This is a genomic window from Nonomuraea sp. MG754425 (assembly GCF_021699195.1).
In the GTDB taxonomy this organism is placed as follows: domain Bacteria; phylum Actinomycetota; class Actinomycetes; order Streptosporangiales; family Streptosporangiaceae; genus Nonomuraea.
The window spans coordinates 71,154-91,428 of sequence record NZ_SSXE01000011.1; the positions used below are offsets into that span (position 1 = coordinate 71,154).

Below are 20,275 nucleotides of genomic sequence, written 5' to 3' on the forward strand. Positions count from 1 at the left end.
GCGACGCTGCCCGGAACTCTAGACCGACGGCCCCCGGGCGATCAACTCGGGCCGGGCGGCAGGCTCGCGCCGTCCCGGCCTCGTGGTCGCGCAGGCCCGGCCGACCGGGCGGCGGCGATCACGTAGGAACCGGTCATGACCGCATGCATGACATATGCAAGATTTATGCATTCGCTGACCTATGGTGAACTGGCGCGTCAACGGGAAAGGACGCCAACCTGAGCCGATCAGCATGCACTCAGCCAGCGCATTCCAGCAGGGGCAGAATCGCCTTCCGTCCAGCGGCAGATCTCACGCGGCCCATTCACGGTGGCGCGGCGGCAGCACCTTGAAACGCCGATGAGAACGACCGCGCACCCATTAGCCGCATCGCCACGGCGCCAGCACCGAACCCAGGATCTCGGCCATTCGGAAGGACATGGGACATGCCGCTGAGAATTGTCGGCTACAACTTGAGCCACGACAGCAGCGCCTGCCTGGTCGAAGATGGACGGGTCACCGCCGCGCTCGCTCTGGAACGAACCACCGGCGTCAAGCGGGGAATCGTGCCCCCGCACGTGTACGCCCCGGCGATGGCCCGGTTGACACGCGATCTCCTTGCTTCGGCCGGCCTGACGGCGTCCGGCGTCGACTATTGGATCACCACCTCCACGGAGTCACCGGACCAGGCCGCGGAAGACCAGTTGATCGACACCCTGGGATCGCTGGCGGACCGGGACTCCTGCCTGACCCTGCCGCATCCCGGCCACCACCTCGCGCACGCCAGCGCCGCCTTCTACACCAGCGGCCTGCCCGAGGCGGCGGCGCTCGTCATCGATTCGTACGGCTCCCTGATCAATCGCGCGCGCGAGCGGGAAAGCGCTTTCAGCTTCCGCGAAGGAGAAGACCCCCGGCTCGTCTGGCGCAACGTCCGCGAAGACGGCCGCATCGCGGGACGGCGCCGGGACGGCGACCTGTGGATTCCCGGCGAACTGAGCGGCATCGGCGAACTCTATCGGGTCGTCACGCTGGCCCTGGGGTTCTCCGAGAACGGATCGACGTATGACGACGCGGGAAAGACCATGGGCCTCGCCGCCTACGGCCGGCGGCTCTCGCCCGGCAATCTCTTCGTCACCGCCGACGGCGGCTCCCTGTCCTTCGAAAACGCGGTGGACGCCTTGGTCGATCTCAAAGTCGCGGTCCGTCACGGTGCCGAGGTTAAGTTACTCCCCCGCCCCGCCGACGGCCCGATCCAGCAGTTCCACAAAGACCTGGCCGCGCAGATCCAGGCGGAATTCGAAGAAGCCTGCATGCATCTGATCGGCGATCTCCTGACCCGCACCGGAAGTTCGAATCTGGTGCTTTCAGGCGGCTGTTTTCTCAATTCCATGCTCAACGCCCGGGTCGCCCGGGAGTTCGGCCTGGAGAACCTCCACATCTTCCCGGCGGCCACCGACGACGGGAACGCGGTCGGCGCCGCGCTGTACGCCCATCACGTCCTGCTCAAGAACCCCGGCGGCGGCAGCGGTGGCCCGCCGATGCGGCACACGTTCCTCGGCCCCGCGCGCCTGACCACCGCACCGGATCGCACCATCGACGCCCTCGCCAGGGAGTGGGGCCTGTCCGCCGTCCGTCACCACAGCCCGCGTTCGGCGGCCCAGGCCGGCGCCCGGGCCATCGCGCGGGGCGAGATCGTCGGCTGGTTCCAGGACCGGGCGGAGTTCGGGCCGCGCGCGCTGGGCTCGCGGTCGATCCTGTGTCACCCCGGAATCGCCGGCATGAAGGATCGGCTGAACGCGCGGGTGAAGTTCCGGGAGTCCTTCCGGCCGTTCGCCGCCTCGATCCTCACCGAGCACGCCGCGCGATGGTTCGACCTCCCGGCCCGCGACAGCCCCTTCATGCTGATGATCTGCCCGGTCCGGCCCGAACGCGCCGGGCTCGTGGCGGAGGTCGTCCACGTCGACGGAACCTCCCGGCTGCAGACCGTCGGCCCGGACCTGCCCGGCGGCTTCCGGGCGCTCATCGAGGAGTTCCACCGGCTCACGGGCCTGCCGCTGGTCCTCAACACCAGTCTGAACATCCGGGGCAGGCCGATCGTCGAGGATCCCCGCCACACGATGGAGTTCCTGTACGGCACCCGGCTCGACCGCCTCTTCCTCGGCGACCACGAGATCGAGGGCCCGGACCTCGCCGCCCTGTGCCCGCAGCGGAGCGAGGCGGTCCCCGCCCGGCAGTCCGGCCCGCACGTCGGGCAACTGCTGGAGTACGCGACGGGCGACCTGCCGGTCAGGAAGATCGCCATCGCCCTGGGCGTCACCGAGGACGAGGCCGTGGACCTGACCCTGGACCTGCGCCGCCGCGGGCTGGTGCGCTGGGCGGGGGTCCCCGCACTGGCCGAACCCCGCTTCCCGCTGCCCCAGTACGACGCAGAGGGGGGCGGGTGAGCCGGGCCATGACCATCGATCTCGCGGATCCGGACCTCTACGCCTCCACCGGCGGCCTGACCGAGCTGAGGTTCCTCCAGGAACGCCACCCCGTCTACTGGAACGACCTGGGGGACGGCGCCGGTTTCTGGGCGCTGACGCGTTACGCCGACGCGCTCAAGGTCTACCGGAGCCCCCGCGCCTTCACCTCGGAGCAGGGCATCCAGGTGGGCCAGCTCACGGCGGACCGCCTGCCGGCGGCGGGCAAGATGCTGGTGCTGTCCGACCGCGGCGAACACCGTCGCATCAAGGCCGTCATCAGCAGGCACCTGACGCCGGCCGCGCTGCGCGCACTCCTCCCGGACGTGCGCGGGGCGGCGCGCGCGGCCATCGGCGAGTTCACCGACGCCGGGCCGTTCGACTTCGTCACCGAGGTCGCGAGCCGCCTGACCATGGCGGCCCTGGGAGGTCTGCTGGGCATCGACCCGGAGGAGCGCGGAACGGTGGCCAGGTGGACGGAGACCGCGTTCGGATCCACCACCGGGCCTGAGGCCGCCGTGGTCTCGCCGGCCGAGGTGACGACCGCCAACACCCAGCTCTTCGTCCACTTCGCCGGCGTGCTCGCGCGACGTAAGAAGGATCCACGGCCCGACCTGCTGAGCGCCCTGGCGAACTCCCGCTCCGCGGCCGGCGAACGGCTCAGCGACGAGGAGATCCTGTTCAACGTCCACCTCCTGCTGGCCGGTGGGCACGAGAGCACCCGGCAGGCGCTGACCGGATGCGCCGTGGCCTTCGGCGAGCATCCCGATCAGTGGCGGCGGCTGCGGGCGGACCCGTCACTCGTGGAGACGGCCGTCGAGGAGGTCCTGCGCTGGTCCGCGCCGAGCCTGAACGTCATGCGTACCGCCACCGAGGACGTCGAGATCGACGGCACCCTCGTCAAGGAAGGGCAGCGGGTGACGATCTGGAACCCGATCGTCAACCGGGACGAGAGCGCCTTCCCCCGGGCGCACACCTTCGATGTCGGCCGCACGCCCAACCGCCATCTCACCTTCGGCGCCGGCAGCCACTTCTGCCTGGGCGCCTGGTTCGCCCAGCAGGAGCTGCGCATCCTCATCGAGGAGCTGGCCGTCCGGGTGACCCGCATCGAAGTGACGGGCGGCGCGCGGCGGTCGCGATCGAACCGCACCTGGGGCTACGACCACCTCCCTGCCCGCCTGCTCAGGTACGAAGGGGGACACGATGCGAAGTGAGGCACGGACCTGGTCGCAGGTCTCGGAGCACCAGCTCGCGCGCATGTGGCCGGTGCGCGGCACGTCCGGCTCCCGCCCCGTCAACGCCGTCGCCCACCTCGTCTGTCACCTCCCCTTCGACGACGCGCGCCTGCGCCGGGCGGTCAGCCTGACGGCCGTCCGGCATCCCGCGCTGCGCAGCCGGTTCGACCTGCGTCCCGGCCAGGAGCCACGGCAGGTGGTGGACCCCGCCGCCGAGCTCGCCCCCGCCGTCGAGGATCTGCGCGGCCGGCCCGATCCGGGCGCCGAGCTGCGCCGGTGGATCCGGGCGGAGGCCGCGAAGCCGTTCGAGCTGAGCCGGGCCCCGCTCGTGCGGGTGAGCGGCCATCGCGTGACGGAGGCGGAGTTCCACCTCGTCCTCGTGGCCCACTCCGCCGTCCTCGACCGTCACAGCCTCACGGACCTCCTCCTGGACGTGCTCACCGCCTACCGCACCGCGCCCGCCCGCGGCGAAGCGGCCTGGCCGCCTGCGACCGTCACCCTGCCGCGTCCCGACGCGGCGGCGGTCCAGGCGTGGGCCGCCGGCTTTCGCGAGGTCGCCGCGGCCGCGCCCGAGCACTGGATCGCCCCCGCGCGGGAAGGGCCCGCCGGAGCGGAGCCAGGCCCGCCGCCGCGGCTGACGACCGAGCTGCCACCGGAACTGGTCGGCGAGCTGCGGCGGGCGAGCGACCGGCACGGCGTCTCGATCGCCGACATCCTGCTCACCGTGCACGGCAAGGCGGTGGCGCTGAGCACCGGCCGCTCCCGTGTCGCGATCGAGGTGGAGACGGATCTCCACGACCTCGGCGGGCCGCGTCCCGTGGGCATGCTGACCGCCGTCCTGCCCGTCCTGGTCGCGCTGCCGTCCTCCTGGCAGGCCGCGGTCCGCCGGGTACGGGACGCCCGCACGGCCGCCCAGGACGCCCGCGCCTTCTCTCCCGCGCGGCTGCACCGGATCCGCGGCGTGGACCGGGTGCTCGACGCGACCTTCGTCTACAGCACCCGGTCGATCGAGGCGGACCTGCTGGACGGCGGGCAGGGAAGCATCACGCCGCTGGCGGGCACCCCACGTGCCGGGCGCTCGGCGGCGGAGCTCGGCCACGCCTTCCTGCCCTTCAGCGGCACCATCGCCGCGGAGTTCTGCCACGCGACGGCGACGGGCCGCGTCCTGCTCCGGATCACCGCCGCGCCCGGCCTCACCGCCGGGCAACTGGACGAGGTCATGCGGCTGCACCTGGAGGCGCTGCGCCACTACCTGTCCGGCGACGACGACCACCGGGCGCTGCCGGCGCTGACCGCCGCGCAACGCGACCTGACGTTGACGCGCTGGAATCGCCACCCCCGCCCCTACGACCTCGGCCGCCCCGTCCACGAGCTGTTCGAGGAGCAGGTGCGCCGCACCCCCCAGGCCACCGCCGTCACCGACGGCCGGGTCACGCTCACCTACGAGGAGCTGAACGCCCAAGCCAACCGGCTCGCGCGCCGCCTGAGAGCACACGACGTGCGGGCCGGCGTGACGGTGGGGGTCCACACCTCCCGGGACGCGAACCTGCTGGTGGCCTTCCTCGCGGTCATCAAGGCCGGGGCCGCCTACGTCCCGCTGGATCCGCACCAGCCCGCGCAGCGCACGGCGTACATGTTGCAGGACTCGCGGGCGGTGCTCGTCCTGGCCGACGGCCGCCACGCCGGCACCCTGCCGCCGGGGCCCTGGCGCGTCCTCCGCGTCGACGAGCCCGCGCCCGACGAGGCACGCCTGCCCGGCACGGACCTCGGGCGCACCAGCGACGCCGATGACCTGATGTACGTCATCTACACCTCGGGCTCGACGGGCCGGCCGAAGGGCGTCGAGGTGCCGCACCGCGGCGTGGCGAACTACCTGCTGCACGGCATCGAGGTGTACGCCCGGCGCGGCCGCGGCGGGGCGCCGGTCTTCTCCTCCGTGGCCTTCGACATGGTCGTGCCCAACCTCTACATCCCCTTGCTGATGGGCGAGCGGGTGTGCGTCCTCGGCGAGGATCTCAGCCTGTTCGACGTCGCCGACGCGCTGGCGCGGCTGGCCCCGTTCACCTTCATCAAACTGACCCCGGGGCAACTGGACACCTTCAGCGAGCTGCTCCGGCCGGCCGTCGCCCGGAGTCTGGCCGGGACGCTGGTCGTCGGAGCCGACGCCTTCTCCGTACGCGCGCTGCGCCACTGGCGGCGGCTCGACCCGGACACGCCGATACTCAACGAGTACGGCCCGACCGAGGCGTCGGTCGGCAACAGCGTCCACGTCGTGGACGACACCGAGGACGGCGACCTGATCCCCATCGGCCGTCCCATCGCCAACACCACCATGTACGTCCTCGACGAGGAGCTGAACCCCCTGCCCATCGGCGTGCCCGGCGAGCTCTACATCGGCGGCGCCTGCGTGGTGCGCGGGTACGCCCATCGCGAGCAGCTCACCCGCGAACGGTTCGTCCCCGATCCGTTCGACCCCCGGCCCGGCGCGCGCCTCTACCGCACCGGCGACATCGGCCGCTGGTCGCCGCACGGCGTGCTGGAGTTCCTGGGCAGGGTCGACGACCAGCTCAAGATCCGGGGCTACCGCGTGGACCCCGCCGAGGTGGAGGCCGCCATCGCGCGGCACCCGATGGTCGCGGAGGCGGCGGTGACCCGGGTGGGCGCCACCCGCGAGACGGTGGCGCTGGCCGGCTACTACGTCGCCCGCGGCGACGTCACCCCTGAGGTGCTGCGGACCTTTCTCAGCGAGTCCCTGCCCGACTACCTGGTGCCGAGCTTCCTGATCCCCGTGCCGGAGATCCCGTTGAACAGCAACGGCAAGGTGGACCGCAAGGCGCTGCCGGCTCCCGGGCGGCACCAGGCCATGAGCGCCCACGTCCGGGCGGCGGCGGTCTCAGCACGCGGCGAGCTGGCGGCCGACGCGTGGCGGCGGGTCCATGGGCTCGCCGAGGTGACGGTGAGCACCCCGCTCACCACGTCCGACGGCGACCTGACGCGCGACGTGCAGGTCGCGGCCCTGCTGGCCGAAGCGGGCGTCCTGCCGGTCGAACAGGTCCTGGACCTGATCCGCGGGAGCGCGACCTTCGGTGAGTTCGCCGCCCTGCTGGAGCAGGGCCGCCCCCCGGCACCACCAGGGCCGGCGGGCACGTCACGCGGTGCGGAGGAGAGGTGACTCCCATGGGCTCCGGCGGGGAACCGGACATCGACGGTGAGCGGCTGCTGCGTCGCCTGCGCGAGCTGTCGGCCTTCGGCCGCACGGCGGAGGGCGGCATCACGCGGCCCGGCTTCAGCGAGGCCGGCCGTCAGGCCGACGCCTTCCTCATCGACCAGGCGCGGCGCGCGAACCTGCACGCGGAGGTCGACGCCGCGGGCAACGTCCTGTTCGGCCGGGCCGCCATCGACAGGACCCGCCCGGCCCTGCTGCTCGGCTCGCATCTCGACACCGTGGTCAACGGCGGCTGGCTGGACGGCGCGTACGGGGTGGTGTCCGCGCTGGAAGTGGTCCAGGTCCTCGCGGAACGGCACATCGACCTCGACTGCGACGTGGTCGCCATCGCCTTCGCCAACGAGGAGGGCGCGCTGTTCCCGCAGGCGTTCTGGGGTTCCATGGTCGCGGCCGGACTGCTCGGCTCCCTGCCCGGACCACCGGCCGACCACGAGGGCCGTCCGCTCGCCCCGGCCCTGGCCCTGGCCGGCGGCGACCTCGACGCGCTGCCCAGCGCGGTGTGGCCGCCGCCCAGCGTGCGCGGCTATCTGGAACTCCACATCGAGCAGGGCCCGATCCTGGACGCCGGTCCCGAGCGGATCGGCATCGTGGACGCCATCACCGGCCGGGCGGTGCTGGCCGTCGACCTCATCGGCGAGGCCGCGCACGCCGGCACCACCCCCCTGAACGCCCGCGCCGACGCGCTCCTGGGCGCCGCGCATCTGGTCATCGCCACCCGCGAGCTGGCCGCCCAGGGCCTCTGCCACGTCGCGAGCGTCGGCCACCTCCAGGTGGAGCCCAACTCGGCCAACACCCTCGCCGGCCACGCCCGCCTGCTGGTCGACCTGCGCGACGCGGACGCGGCCCGGCTGACCAAGGCGGAGGACACCGTACGTGACCAGGCGGGATCCATCGCGGCCCGCCTCGGGCTCGGCGTCCGGTGCCGGCGGATGGTCCGCTCCGAGCCGGCGGCCATGGACGCCGGGATACGGCGGCACATCGCCGGCAGCGCCGCCGCGCTGGGCCTGGCCGCTCGCGTCATGTCCAGCGGGGCCGGCCATGACGCCCAGATCATGGCCGGGATCACGCCCACCGGAATGATCTTCGTGCCGAGCATCGGCGGGGTCAGCCACGTGCCGCAGGAGGACACCGCACCGGCCGACCTGCTCGCCGGGGCCCGCGTGCTCCTCGGCGCGACGCTCCGCCTCCTCGCCTGCCCCGACCGCCGAAACGGGTACCGACCATGACCCTGCCGTCCCTGCTCTCCCCCCAGCGCTCCGGCCCCACCCTGACCACCTGGCTGGAACGCCACCGCGACGACATCCGTGACCTGCTCCGCACGGAGGGAGCCGTCCTCGTCCGCGGCTTCGCCGTCCTGCCTCCCGGCGGGTTCCGCGAGGCCGCCGCGGTGGTGCTCGGGCCGCTCATGGACTACGTCGAGGGGGCCTCGCCGCGCAGCGCGGTGGGCGACGGCGTCTACACCTCGACGGAATACGCGGCCGACCAGGTCATCGCCCTGCACAACGAGCTGTCCTACAGCACCCGCTGGCCCGCGACGCTGGCCTTCTACTGCAGGAGGGCCGCCGGGAGCGGCGGCCAGACCCCCCTGGCCGACAGCCGCAGGATCTACGCGCGCGTCGTGGCCGGCTGCGCCGCCGCGCCGACGGCCGTGCGCTATCTGCGGCACATGCACGAGGGCAAGGGCGCCGGGGTCGGCTGGCCCACGGTCTTCGCCGACGACGATCCCGCCGCGGTCGAGTCCTACTGCCGTACGCACGACATCGACTTCACCTGGCTGGGCGACGGCACCCTGCGGACGAGCCAGGTCCGGCCGGCCGCGATCGTCCATCCCGTCACCGGCGAGCGGGTCTGGTTCAACCAGGCCCACCAGTGGCATCCCTCCAACGGCGGCCCCGACCTCGAAGCCCTGTGGCGGGAGATCTACGGCGACGACCTGCCCATGGACGCCAGGCTCCCGGACGGCGGCGACCTGGAGCCGCACGTCCTGGAGACCATCCGCGCGGCCTACCACGCCGAGCGGCGGCAGTTCGACTGGCAGCCGGGAGACCTGCTGTTCCTGGACAACATGCTCACCGCCCACGGCCGCGCCGCCTTCACCGGTCAGCGCGAAGTGCTGGTCGCCATGGGCGGCCCGACCCTCCTGGCCGAGGTCGAGCAGGTCGGTCACCATGGCTGAGTCCGTGTCGGGGACGTGGCCGGCCGACGCCTGCGCCCGCTGGGCCGAGCGCACGCCGCAGGCCGTCGCCGTCGAGTGCCACGGCCGGAGCCTGACCTACCAGGAGCTGGACCGGGCCGCCGGTCTGGCGGCCGACCGGCTGGGCCGGGCCGGGGTGCCGCCCGGCGGCCTGGTCGCGCTGCCCGCGGAACGCGACCTGGAGACGGTCGCCGCGCTGCTCGGCATCCTGCGGGCGCGGTGCGCGTACCTGCCGCTGGACCAGGACGCCCCGCGCCGGCTGATCCTTGAGCAGGCCCGCCCGGACCTGGTGCTCGCCGACGCCGGCGACCTGGTCACGCTCGCCGGCGACCCGCGCGAGCCGCTCACGCCGGCGACCGGCGCCGCCGCGCCGAGGCCGGGACTGGCCTACGTGATGCCCACCTCCGGGTCAGGAGGCACGCTGAAGCTGGTGGAGGTGGGGCAGGCCGCCGTCCGGCACAACCTGCACGCCCTCGCCGCCGCGGTCGGCGGCATCACCCCGCACGACGCCTACCTGCACGTGGCCTCCTTCGCGTTCTCCTCCTCCGTGCGGCAACTGTTCCTGCCGCTGCTGTACGGGGCCCGCGTGGTCGTCGCGACGCCGCACCAGCGCCTGGACCCGCACGCGCTGCTGCGGCTGATCCGCGACAGCGGCGTGTCCGTCGCCGATCTGATCCCCTCGCTGCTGTCGGTGCTGCTCGACGCCGTGGACGGGCTGCCGCCACAGCAGGCCGGCGCGGCGCTCGGTGACCGCCTGCGGCTGCTGCTGCTCGCCAGCGAACCGCTGCCCGGCCCGCTCGTCGCGGCCTGGCGCGCCGCCTGCGGGCGGCCCGATCTGGCCATGTTCAACATGTACGGGCAGACCGAGACCGCCGGCATCGTCTGCCTGCACCCCCTGGGCAGCGGTGATCACACGGCCCCGATCGTCCCGATCGGCACTGCGCTGCCGGGCGTCGAGATCGAGCTGCTCGACGCGGGAGCCGCGCCGGCCGGTGACGGCGCGGCCGAGATCGCCGTGGCGGGCCCGAGCCTCGCCCTCGGCTACCGGGGCGATCCCGCCATGACCGCCGACCGCTTCCCGCCCGGCCCCGGCCACGACGGCGGGCCCGTCCGGCGCTATCGGACCGGCGACCTGGGGCGCCTGGACGAGCACGGCGACCTCGCCTTCGCCGGCCGCGCGGACCGCCTGGTCAAGGTGAGCGGCAAGCGGGTCGATCTCGCGCAGATCGAGACGGCGCTGCGCGAGCACCCGGCGGTGGCGGAGGCCGCCGTGGTGCCACTGCCCACCGAGCAGGGTCCCCGCCTGCTGGCCTTCGCCCGACTGCGCGACGGTCACCTGAGCCAGGACCTGTCCGACCGTCTGCGCCGGCTGCCGAACGGGCTGCGCATCATGGACCTGCACCGCGCGGAGTCCGACTTCATGTACGAGGAGATCTTCGAGCGGGAGATCTACCTGCGGCACGGCATCGGCCTGCCGGCAAACGCGTACGTCATCGACGCCGGCGCCAACGTCGGCCTGTTCGCCCTCAGCGTGGCCGCCCGCCACCCGGACGCCCGCGTCCTGGCCTTCGAGCCGGCGCTGCCCACCGCCGGCCTGCTCAGGGCGAACCTGCGCGCCAACGGCTGCCGTAACGTCACCGTCCGCGTCCAGGGGCTGAGCGATCACACCGGGACGGCGACCCTGACGTGGTATCCGCACAGCACGGGCCTGTCCTCGGTGCACGCCGACAGCGCCGAGGAGCTGCAGACCCTGACCGCGATCATCGCCAACCAGGTCCGGCAGGACGCCCTCGCCGGCCGGGACGAACTGCACGGCCTGCTGGACGACCTGGCCGAGGCGAAGCTGGTCCAGCGCGCGCTGCCGTGCCGGCTGACGCGCCTCAGCGACGTCATCGACGCCGAGGGCATCGCCCGCGTCGACCTGCTGAAGATCGACGTGCAGAAGTCGGAGCTCGACCTGCTGTCCGGCATCGACGACCGGCACTGGGACCACATTCAGCAGATCGTCGCGGAGGTCCACGACATCGACGGGCGCCTCGCGGTCATGACCGGCCTGCTCACCCGGCGCGGCTACACCGTCGTCACCCGGCAGGACGAGATGTTCACCGGCTCCGCGCTGCACTATCTGTACGCGCGCCGCCCCGACGCCCCGCCGCCGGTCCCGGCGGCTCCCGACCGGCCCGGCACGAACGAGGTCACCGCGGTGTCCGATCGTCAGCTCGCCGCGCACCTGGCCGATCGCCTGCCCCCGCACGCGCGACCGGCCACGGTGACCATCCTCGACGACCTGCCCAGGACCACCAGCGGGAAGATCGATCGCGGCGCGCTCCTGCGGGACCTTCCGGCCGCGCCCGCCGCCGCGGACCGGCCCGCCGCCGGCCCGCTCGCCGCCGAGATCGCGACCGTGTGGGGCGACATCCTGGGCAAACCGGTCGGCGGCGGTGACGACTTCTTCGCCATCGGCGGCACGTCGCTGTCGGCCGCCCGGGTGATCACCCGCGTCCGCCGCCGCTACGACCTGCCGGACCTGCCGATCAGGACCCTCTTCGAAGCACCGGAACTCGACGCCTTCGCAGCCGCGGTGCACGACCTGCTGCCCCCGCGCGAGCTGCCATGACCCCCAGCGAGAACGGACCCGACATGGACCTCGACGAGCGGCACGACCGGGCCGCGGCCGGCGGCGAAGCGGTCCGCACCCGCCCGCTGTCGCCGGGACAGCACGGCATCGCCCTCCAGCAGCGCGCCGCGCCCGGCAGCCCCGCTTTCAACGTCCCCGCCGCGCTGAGACTGACCGGCCCGCTGGACCAGGAGGCCCTGCGGCGCAGCCTCACCGACGTCGTCGCCCGGCACGACGTGCTGCGCACCACCTTCCCCGTCCACGACGGGGAGAGCCGCACCCAGGCCGTGCACCCCGCGCGCCCCGTCGACCTGCCGGTCCACGACCTGCGGCACCTCCCGGCCGCGGAGCGCGACAGAGCGGCCTCGGCCATCCTGAACGCCGCCGCCGCCGTCCCCTTCGACCTGCGCGCCGAACCGGGACTGCGGTGCCTGCTGCTCACCGTGGCCGACCAGGAGCAGATCTTCTTCTGGATGATGCACCACATCATCTGCGACGGCTGGTCGAAGAGCCTGTTCGCCGCCGAGCTGTCCCAGTCGTACGCCGCCCACCGCTCCGGGCGGCCCTCCCCGCCGGCCCCGCTGCCGGCGACGTACGGCGACTTCGTCACCTGGCAGCAGGATCGCGACCCGGCCGTGCTGAACGCCCATCTCGCCTACTGGCAGACCCAGCTCCACGGCGTCGGCGACCTGCCCGAGCTCCCGCTCACCCCGCACGTCCGCCGGCCCGCCGCCACCGGCGGCCTGGGCGCCGGCCTCGAACTCGCCGTCGACGCCGGCACCTCCCGCGCGCTGGGCACGCTGGCCCGCCACGAACGCGCGACCGTGTTCATGGTCCTGCACGCCGCCCTGGCCGCCGTGATCCGGCACGCCGGCGGGCAGAGCGACGTCATCGTCAACACCCCCTACGGCGAACGCCCGCCCGACTTCGAGTCGCTCATCGGCTTCTTCGTCAACGTGCTGCCGCTGCGCTTCCGCTTCACTGACGCCATGACCTTCCGCGACCTGCTCAGGCAGACGCGCGCCACCGCGCTCGACGCCTACGACCACAGCCAGGCTCCCTACCACGAGGTGGTGCGGCGGCTCGCCCAGCTCCACGCGGGCCGCATCGGACCGCTGCCGCAGCTCTCCCTGGCCTTCGCCAACCTGCCCTACCAGGACGTGGAGCTGGACGGACTGCGCATCGAGCGCTTCCCGATCGACCGCGTCGACATCCGCTACCCGCTGGAACTGCACCTCTGGTCGGACGACGAGGGCGTCCTCGCCGGCCGGCTGCTGCACCGCACCGACACGATCGACGCCCGGACCGCGCACGACCTGGCCCGTGCCTATCAGGACGCCCTGCGCATCGTCGCCGCCGAGCCGGACCTGCCGATCCGCGACTGGGACCTGCCCGTGCCGGACCTGCGGCCCGCCCCCGCCCCGCCCACCTCCGTGGACGCCGGCCAGGGCGCCGGCCCCCCGGCGCTGTCCGCGACCGAGGAGACGCTGTACGGCATCTGGGCCGACCTGCTGCACACCGACGACATCGAGCCGGACGCGAGCTTCCTGCACCTCGGCGGGCACTCCCTGCTGGTGGCCCTGATGGTGGCTCAGGTCCGTGAGACGTTCGCGATCGAGCTGCCCGTCTCCGTGGTCTACGAGGATCCCACCCTGAAAGGGGTGGCCGCCGCGATCGACACCCGGACGTGACGGTGGGCGGGAGACACCCCCGCGCAGCCGTACCCCCGTCCATCCCATCCGTCCAATCCCATCCGCCCACGCGCCTGATCGGACACCGCACATGACCCCTGACGTCACCGCCCGACCCGCCACCGCCGCGGCGTACCCGCTCGTCGAGGACTTCCTCACCCGCTACGAGCAGGGCCCCGGAGCGCTGGACGAGTTCACCGGCGTGCCCGAGACCGACCTCGCCCCCACCCTCGACCGCATGCGGGTGCTGGAGCGGCCCTTCGCCGTCGCCACGATCGACGACTTCCTGCCCGAGCGCCTCTACCAGGACGTCCTGCGCGACTGGCCGGCGGCCGACGCCTTCGCCGCCGTCACCGGGCTGCCGGGCGCCGCCCCGACCGCCTACATCGGCGAACGCAGGCAGCGCATCGTCGACAACGCGCTGGCCGGCGACGGCCTGGCCGGCGACACCTGGCTGCGCCTGCGACTGGCCCTGCGCCATCCCCGGTTCGTCCGCGGCCTGTTCACCCGGTTCGCCGGCACCGTCGAGCGCAACCTCGCCGCACCCGACCTGAGCGGCCTCGACACCGCCAACTTCAAGCTGTACGCCAACCTCGACGCCGGCGTCAGCGACGCGCTGGGCGCGCACGTCGACGCCCTGCCCAAGCTGCTGACCATCGTGGTCTACCTCGACCTGAAGGGCGCGGTCACCCCCGACAGCGCCACCCGCTGGGGGACCGCGTTGTACCCGGCGCAGGCCGGCGACGTCCAGCCGCTCACCTTCACCTCCAACGCCGACCACCAGGCGGTCCACCAGCTCGGCTTCGCGCCCAACCGGGCGTTCGTCATGCCCAACGCCCCCGATGCCCTGCACGGCGTCCTCGGCGGGGAGCCGGGCGTCCAGCGACGGACCTTGATGTGCGGCTACTGGCTGACCCGGCCCCCCGCGCCGGCCGCCTCCTGAGGCGGTTCCCGTTCCGAGCGCCGAAGGAGGCGAGCAGCAGCCATGACCGGCAACGCCGACGAACGCCTGACGGCCGTCGAAGCGGACCGCCGCGGCACCGCCCGGGTCCTGTCCGCCGTCCAGCTCGCGATCCTCAGCGCCCAGGCCAGGGCCGGCGATCCCAGCGCCTACACGATGCTCAGTTCCGTACGCGCCCGCGGCCTGCCCTCCTGGGCCGCGCTGCTCGACGCGGCCCGCGCGACGCTGACCCGCCACGACGTCTTCGCCTGGCGGCTGGACCTGGACTCCGCCTTCGAGATCGAGGTCCGCGCCGAACCCGGCTCGGGCGTCCCTGCCTTCGTCATCGAACAGGCCGACATGTCGAGCCTCAGCCCGGCGGAAGCGGACCAGGCCGTGGCCGAGCGGCTGGGCGCGGAACGCCGCCGGGTCGTCAACCTGTTCGACCCCGACACCCCGTACACCCGGCTGATCGTCTTCCGGCTGCCCTCCGCCGAGCCGTCCGGCGGTCACGAGGCCGTCTGCACCCTGGTCACCCATCACGTCCTGCTCGACGAGCACGCCACCGACCTGCTGTGGAGCGAGATGTTCCGGCGGATCGCGCAGCGGGCTGTCCCCGAGCAGCACGACCGGCGGTACGCGCGCTGGGCCGCCGCCGGCCTCGCCCCCGACGCGCGGGAGGCCGCCCGGCGGGCCGCCCAGGAGATCGCCCGGCACCTGCGCGCCGGCGGGCTCGGCACCCTGCCCAGCACGTCGCCCGCCACGACCGGGCCTCCGGCGGCCCCCGAGCCGCCGCTGCGCTTCGCCCTCCCGGAGTCCTTGAGCACCGCGGCCGCCGCCAGGGCCGCGGACCTGGCCGTCCCCGTCGCCGCCGTCTATGGGACCGCGCTGTCGGAGACGCTCGCCGCCCGCGCCCGCCCGCCCCGGCTGGCGCTGCACGTTCCCATGACCCGCCGCACCGGCGCGGCCGACGCCGACGTCGTCGGCTGCTACGTCGCCTTCGTCCCGGTACTCGCCCAGGCCCCTGATCCGGCGCTGACGCCACGGCAGGCGATCGGCCGCTGGCAGCGCTCCCTCACCTTCGCCGCCGACCGCGCGCATGCCTCGCTGACCGAGGTCGAGACCGCGCTGGGCGGCGGCCCCGCGCAGGCGGTGCTGTCGTTCGAGAACCGCCACGCGCACCGGCGGACCGGCCCCGTCCGCTGGACGCCGCTGCCTCCTCCCGACAGCGCCGCCAAGGCGGACGTGACGGTGTTCCTGGCCCCGGCGTCCGCCGGTCACACCGGTGACGGGCGGATCGTCTGGAGGGCCGGAGCGAGTGACCCCGCGGCGGCCGGCCGCCTCGTCGCCGATTTCCTCGACCGTGCCCAGGCTTTGAGCGCACCGGCGTGACCGTCCCCGCCTTTCACGACAAGGAGCAGTGACCATCGACACCCCCACGACCCCGATGGCCGCCGGGCCCGGCGGCGACCGCTTCCGGGGCACGGACGACCCGATGACCCGGCGCGTCAGCGAGATCTGCGGCGTCATCGTCATCGCCGACCTGCCCCCCGACGACGATCTCCTCAGCCATGGGCTGACCAGCATCCAGATCGTCCGCATCATCGGCGCGCTCTTCCGCGAGTACCGCGTCTCCCTCGACCCGGTGGACGTCTACGACCACCCCACGGCCCGCCGGCTGGCCGCCCTGATCCGCGAGCGCACGGGGCACGGCACCGGTGACTGAACCCGCCGCCGGGGGCATCGCGCCCCATCCCGCCCAGCAACGGCTGCTGGCCGGCCGGGCCGCCGCCCACGGCGGGCCGGCCTGCACCAGCGCCTTCCAGATCTCCGGAGCCCTGGACGAGCAGCGCCTGGCCGCCGCCTACGTCCAAGCGCTGAGCGGCTTCGACGCGCTGCGGCTGCGCTGGCGCGGTGACATGCCCGGCGGCTCCTGGCAGGTGGGGTCCACGCCCCGCTTCCGGCTGCGCCGCGCCGACCTGCGCCCGTCGGGACCGCCGGCGGCAGGGCGGCCCGGCCCCGCCCTGCCCGACCGGCTGGAGGAGCACGCGGCGGCGGCGTTCGACCTGCGGCACGGGCCGCTCGGCACGGTGCACATCTGGCGGGTCCACGACGACCGGTGGGTCGTCCTGGAGGTCTTCGACCACGTCGTGGCGGACGGCCGATCGCTGGCCCTGCTGCACGAGGCCGTGGCCGCCTGCTACGACGACATGGCCCCCGGCGTTCACCCCGCCGCCGGAAGCCCCGCCGCCGCCTCCTACGCGGCGGTGCTGTCGGCCACGCGGCCCGACACCGGGAGCCCCGCCTACTGGAAGGACGCCTTCGCCGGGTTCGACCCGGCCACGCCGCCCCCCGCCGCCGGCGGCGCGGCGCAGTGGCGGCTGAGCCTGCCGCCGGACCGTGCCGCGCGGCTCCGGGCCGCCGCCGGCAAGCTGGGCGCCACCATGGCCGGCGCCCTCCTGGCCGCGCACGCGCACGCCGTCGCCCGCCATCTGGGCACCGGCGACATCAGCACGGAGGTGGCGGTCGACACCAGGGACGTCGGCGCGCTGCGGACGTTCGGCCAGCTCACCGCCCTGCTGCCGGTACGGGTGCGGCACGACTGGGCCCGTCCCGTCGGCCGGCAGGCCGCCGCCGTCACCCGCGACCTGCTCCTGCTCCGCCGGCACGCCGTCGTCGGCTTCGACGTCCTGGACGGTCTGGGCGTGCCCCTGAGCGCCGGCCGGAGTGACGCGACCGCCTTCATCATGCAGCCCTTCACCGCCGCCCCGCTCACCCTGCCGGACGCCGAGGTCACCGCGATCACCCTCCGCAGCACCGACCAGGTCGCGGGCCTGACCACGGTGGCCCGCGAGCAACCCGACGGAGGCGTGCACCTGCACCTGCGCACCGGGCCCGCCGGCCCGCTGTCCCCGCTCGTCGCCAGTGTCGGCGAGACGATGGACGCCACGCTCGCCGGGCTGGAGTGCGATCCGGGCGTACGGTGCGGGGGCGACGAACTGCTGCCGCCGTCGGCGCGGGCGCGCGTCACGGCGCTCGCGACGCCGAGCCCGCCGCACCCGTTCGCGCCGCCGGAGGACGACATCGTGCGGAGCCTGGCCGCCGCCGGCACACGGACCGTGCTCGTGGACGATCGCGCCCACAGCGCGCGGGATCTTCTCGCCCGCGTCCACGACCTCGCGGGCCGGCTCCGCGCGGCCGGCGTCGGTCACGGGGACCTCGTGGTGGTGGACGGCCCGGCCACCTTCGACCGCATCGCCGCGTTCGTCGCCGTCCTGCGGCTCGGCGCCGTCTACACCCCGGCGGAGCCGCCCGCGGCGGCCTCGACGCCCGTCGCCGCCCGGCTCACCGCCGACGGCCTCGAAGCCGCCTGCTCCGGCGGCCCGGCGGGCCCGCGCCCACCTCTCGGTCCCGGCTCCCCCGCGTACGTCATCTTCACCTCCGGCTCGACCGGCGTGCCCAAAGGCGTGCTGGTCAGCCGGGACGCCCTCAACAACCTGGTACGGGGAGAGGCCGGCCGCTACGGCATCTCCGCCGGCAGCCGGATGTTGCTGATCGCGCCTCCCACGACCGACCCGTGGATCTGCCACGTGACGACCGCCCTGCTCACCGGCGCGACCCTGGTGCACACGGACCCCGTCGGCGGCCCGCCGCTGGCCGAGCGGATGCGCGCCCAGGAGGTCACCCACGCCTTCCTGCCCGCCATGCTGTTCCGGCTCCTCGCCGGCGAGCGCCTGCCCACCCTGCGCATGATCGCCACCGCCGGGGACTCCTGCGTCGCGTCCGACGTGCGGGCCTTTCCCGGCGCCCGGGTGTTCAACATCTACGGGCCCACGGAGGCCACCGTCACCGCCGTCGTGGCCGAACTGCGCGACCCCGCCGACCCCGTGCCCATCGGCCGGGCGATCCGCGGCCTGGGCGCGCGCGTGGTCATCGACCGCGCGGCCGGCGCGCCGCCGGGCGTGCCCGGCGAACTCATGCTGTCGGGGGCGGGCGTCGCCCTCGGCTACCTCGGCGACGAACCGCTGACGCGGCGCTCGTTCGGCGCCGACCCGTTCGGCTCGGCCGAGCGCGTCTACCACACCGGCGACGTGGCCTGGCTCACGCAGGACGGGCAGTTCGTCGTGAGCGGCCGCCTGGATCGCGAGGTCAAGGTGCGCGGCATCCGGGTGCAGCCGCAGGCGGTCGAGGCCGCCGCCCGCGCCGGCGGGCTGTGCGCCGACGCGCATCTCGCCGCCGAACGCTTCGAGGCCGGCCGGACCGTCCTGACGCTGTACGTCCAGGGCTGCGCCGACGTCGCCGCGCTGCGCCGGGCGCTGCGCGATCGGGTGCCGGCCGCCGCGCAACCCCATCACCTCGTGGCCCTGGACGTCCTGCCCCGCCGGGCGAACGGCCAGGTGGACGAGGCGGCGCTGCCACGCGACCACCTGCCTTCCCCGCCCACCGCCACGGCCGGTCGCGACGCGGCGGGGCCGCGGGCGGACGACGTGCTCGGCCGCTGCTGGGCCGAGGCCGTCGGGGCCGCCCCCGGCCCCGACGACTCCTTCTTCGAGCAGGGCGGCGACTCCCTGACGGTGCTGCGGTTCGTCCGCCTCGCCCGCGCCGCGGGGCTGGATCTCACGCCCGCCGACGTCTACGCCCGTCCCCGCTATCTCGACCTGGCCCGGCTGCACGAGCGGGACGAGAGCGAGCTGACCGCGTCCGTATCCGGGGCCGCGTCCGCTGAGCGGCACATCCCGCTGGGGCCGGCTCAGGAGTGGTTCCAGGCGCTCGAACCCGAGCGTCCGCGGGCCTGGGCGCAGCGTCATGTGATCGCCTTCGCCGGCCTGCCCGCGACCGGCGCCCTCGAACGGGCCCTGAGCGACCTGGTGGCCGCCACTCCCCTCCTGCGGGCGCGCTTCGACGGCCAGGGCCGGCGGTTCGTCCCCGGCGAGGCGGCTCCCGTGCCGGTGACCTCCGTCGACGCGGACGCCGGCGACGCGGAACTGTCCGCCGTGATCGCCGCGCTGCACGCGGAGCTCGACCCGTTCGCGGGCGTGATGCTCCGGGCGCTGGCCCTGCGGGACGCGCGCGGCCAGGGCGCGCTGCTCCTGCTCGCCCATCACCTGGTGGTCGACGTCTGGTCCTGGAACGTCATCGAGGACCGGCTGCTCCGGCTGCTGCGCGGCCCCGGTGACCGGGGTCCGGCCGCCGTCGACCACACCTTCGCGGCGTACGCCGGGGCCGTCGCCGCGCAGCGCGACCTCGGCGCGTTCGATCTGGACGCCGACCAGTGGCGGCGCATCCTGGGCAGCGGCCGCACCTCGGACTTCGCCGACCGGTCGCGGCACCGTGAGCGCGCCGTCCGCCGCATCCCCGCCGGACGGGAGCGCCTGACGCGGGCCTCGGCCCCGCCGTCACGCACCCTGCTGGCCGCGCTCGGCCATGCCCTGTACGCGGTGGAAGGCCCCGGCGCCAGCGTGGTGGACCTGGAACGCAACGGCCGCCTGGCGGTGCCGGCCATGGATCTCAGCGGCGCCGTGGGCTGGGTCGCGGTGCACCATCCGGTGGCCTTGCGGCACGTCCCGCTGAGCGCCGCCGCCATCGAGGAGTGCCGGCGCGACGTGGACGAGGTCCCCGACTCCGGTCTCGGCTACGGCGCGCTGCGCTGGTCGGGACGGGCCGACCTCGGCTCGCGGGTGGGACGCTTCGCCCTGGACATCGTCGGCCGCCCACCCCGCCGGCCCGCGGCCGATCCGCTCGCCGACCGGCTGCGGGACCTGGCGGGGGCCGTCACCGGCTCGCCGGCGCTGCCCTATCAGGCCACGCTGTCGCTGCGTCCAGGGCCGCGGCACGTCGAGGCCGTCATCGACTACGACCCCGGCCGCTACGCCCCCGCGCACGCCGCGGACCTCCTGGCCGCACTCGACGAGGCCCTCGACTCCCCTGACC

At 74.4% G+C, this 20,275-nt stretch carries 11 protein-coding genes; all 11 read left to right on the forward strand.

Annotated features, from left to right (window positions below):
- Window positions 1-425 precede the first annotated feature (425 nt).
- Window positions 426-2,423: a carbamoyltransferase C-terminal domain-containing protein gene (locus tag FAF44_RS06185; protein ID WP_237102052.1), complete on the forward strand. Its 1,998-nt coding sequence runs from the start codon at window positions 426-428 to the stop codon at window positions 2,421-2,423.
- A gap of 8 nt (window positions 2,424-2,431) precedes the next feature.
- Window positions 2,432-3,655 (forward strand): cytochrome P450, encoded by a 1,224-nt coding sequence (locus FAF44_RS06190; RefSeq protein WP_237102053.1) that lies wholly within the window; start codon window positions 2,432-2,434, stop codon window positions 3,653-3,655.
- Window positions 3,645-6,848, forward strand: a complete 3,204-nt coding sequence (locus tag FAF44_RS06195; protein ID WP_237102054.1) for an amino acid adenylation domain-containing protein — start codon at window positions 3,645-3,647, stop codon at window positions 6,846-6,848. The genes FAF44_RS06190 and FAF44_RS06195 overlap by 11 nt, the downstream gene beginning before the upstream one ends.
- A gap of 5 nt (window positions 6,849-6,853) precedes the next feature.
- Complete coding sequence (locus FAF44_RS06200; RefSeq protein ID WP_237102055.1) at window positions 6,854-8,128, forward strand: M20 family metallo-hydrolase; 1,275 nt, start codon at window positions 6,854-6,856, stop codon at window positions 8,126-8,128.
- Complete coding sequence (locus FAF44_RS06205; RefSeq protein ID WP_237102056.1) at window positions 8,125-9,078, forward strand: TauD/TfdA family dioxygenase; 954 nt, start codon at window positions 8,125-8,127, stop codon at window positions 9,076-9,078. Before FAF44_RS06200 ends, FAF44_RS06205 begins: the two co-directional genes overlap by 4 nt.
- A complete protein-coding gene (locus tag FAF44_RS06210; protein WP_237102057.1) occupies window positions 9,071-11,713 on the forward strand; it encodes an FkbM family methyltransferase in 2,643 nt (880 codons plus the stop codon). Before FAF44_RS06205 ends, FAF44_RS06210 begins: the two co-directional genes overlap by 8 nt.
- A complete protein-coding gene (locus tag FAF44_RS06215; protein ID WP_237102058.1) occupies window positions 11,710-13,404 on the forward strand; it encodes a condensation domain-containing protein in 1,695 nt (564 codons plus the stop codon). Before FAF44_RS06210 ends, FAF44_RS06215 begins: the two co-directional genes overlap by 4 nt.
- 91 nt (window positions 13,405-13,495) lie before the next feature.
- A complete protein-coding gene (locus FAF44_RS06220) occupies window positions 13,496-14,347 on the forward strand; it encodes a hypothetical protein (protein WP_237102059.1) in 852 nt (283 codons plus the stop codon).
- Window positions 14,348-14,389: 42 nt separating this feature from the next.
- Window positions 14,390-15,736 carry a hypothetical protein gene (locus FAF44_RS06225; protein WP_237102060.1) on the forward strand — a complete coding sequence of 449 codons (1,347 nt, stop codon included), beginning with the start codon at window positions 14,390-14,392 and terminating at the stop codon, window positions 15,734-15,736.
- 28 nt (window positions 15,737-15,764) lie between these two features.
- On the forward strand, window positions 15,765-16,070 hold the full coding sequence (locus FAF44_RS06230) for an acyl carrier protein (RefSeq protein WP_237102061.1): 306 nt from the start codon (window positions 15,765-15,767) through the stop codon (window positions 16,068-16,070).
- A partial coding sequence (locus FAF44_RS06235; protein ID WP_237102062.1) for an AMP-binding protein occupies window positions 16,063-20,275 on the forward strand: 4,213 nt, incomplete at its 3' end. The genes FAF44_RS06230 and FAF44_RS06235, both read left to right, overlap by 8 nt.

Coding starts and splice junctions, on each gene's coding strand:
- FAF44_RS06205 (WP_237102056.1), top strand. CDS start 8,125: ATGACCCTGCCGTCCCTGCTCTCCCCCCAGCGCTCCGGCCCCACCCTG.
- FAF44_RS06220 (WP_237102059.1), top strand. CDS start 13,496: ATGACCCCTGACGTCACCGCCCGACCCGCCACCGCCGCGGCGTACCCG.
- FAF44_RS06200 (WP_237102055.1), top strand. CDS start 6,854: ATGGGCTCCGGCGGGGAACCGGACATCGACGGTGAGCGGCTGCTGCGT.
- FAF44_RS06185 (WP_237102052.1), top strand. CDS start 426: ATGCCGCTGAGAATTGTCGGCTACAACTTGAGCCACGACAGCAGCGCC.
- FAF44_RS06210 (WP_237102057.1), top strand. CDS start 9,071: ATGGCTGAGTCCGTGTCGGGGACGTGGCCGGCCGACGCCTGCGCCCGC.
- FAF44_RS06225 (WP_237102060.1), top strand. CDS start 14,390: ATGACCGGCAACGCCGACGAACGCCTGACGGCCGTCGAAGCGGACCGC.
- FAF44_RS06190 (WP_237102053.1), top strand. CDS start 2,432: ATGACCATCGATCTCGCGGATCCGGACCTCTACGCCTCCACCGGCGGC.
- FAF44_RS06195 (WP_237102054.1), top strand. CDS start 3,645: ATGCGAAGTGAGGCACGGACCTGGTCGCAGGTCTCGGAGCACCAGCTC.
- FAF44_RS06215 (WP_237102058.1), top strand. CDS start 11,710: ATGACCCCCAGCGAGAACGGACCCGACATGGACCTCGACGAGCGGCAC.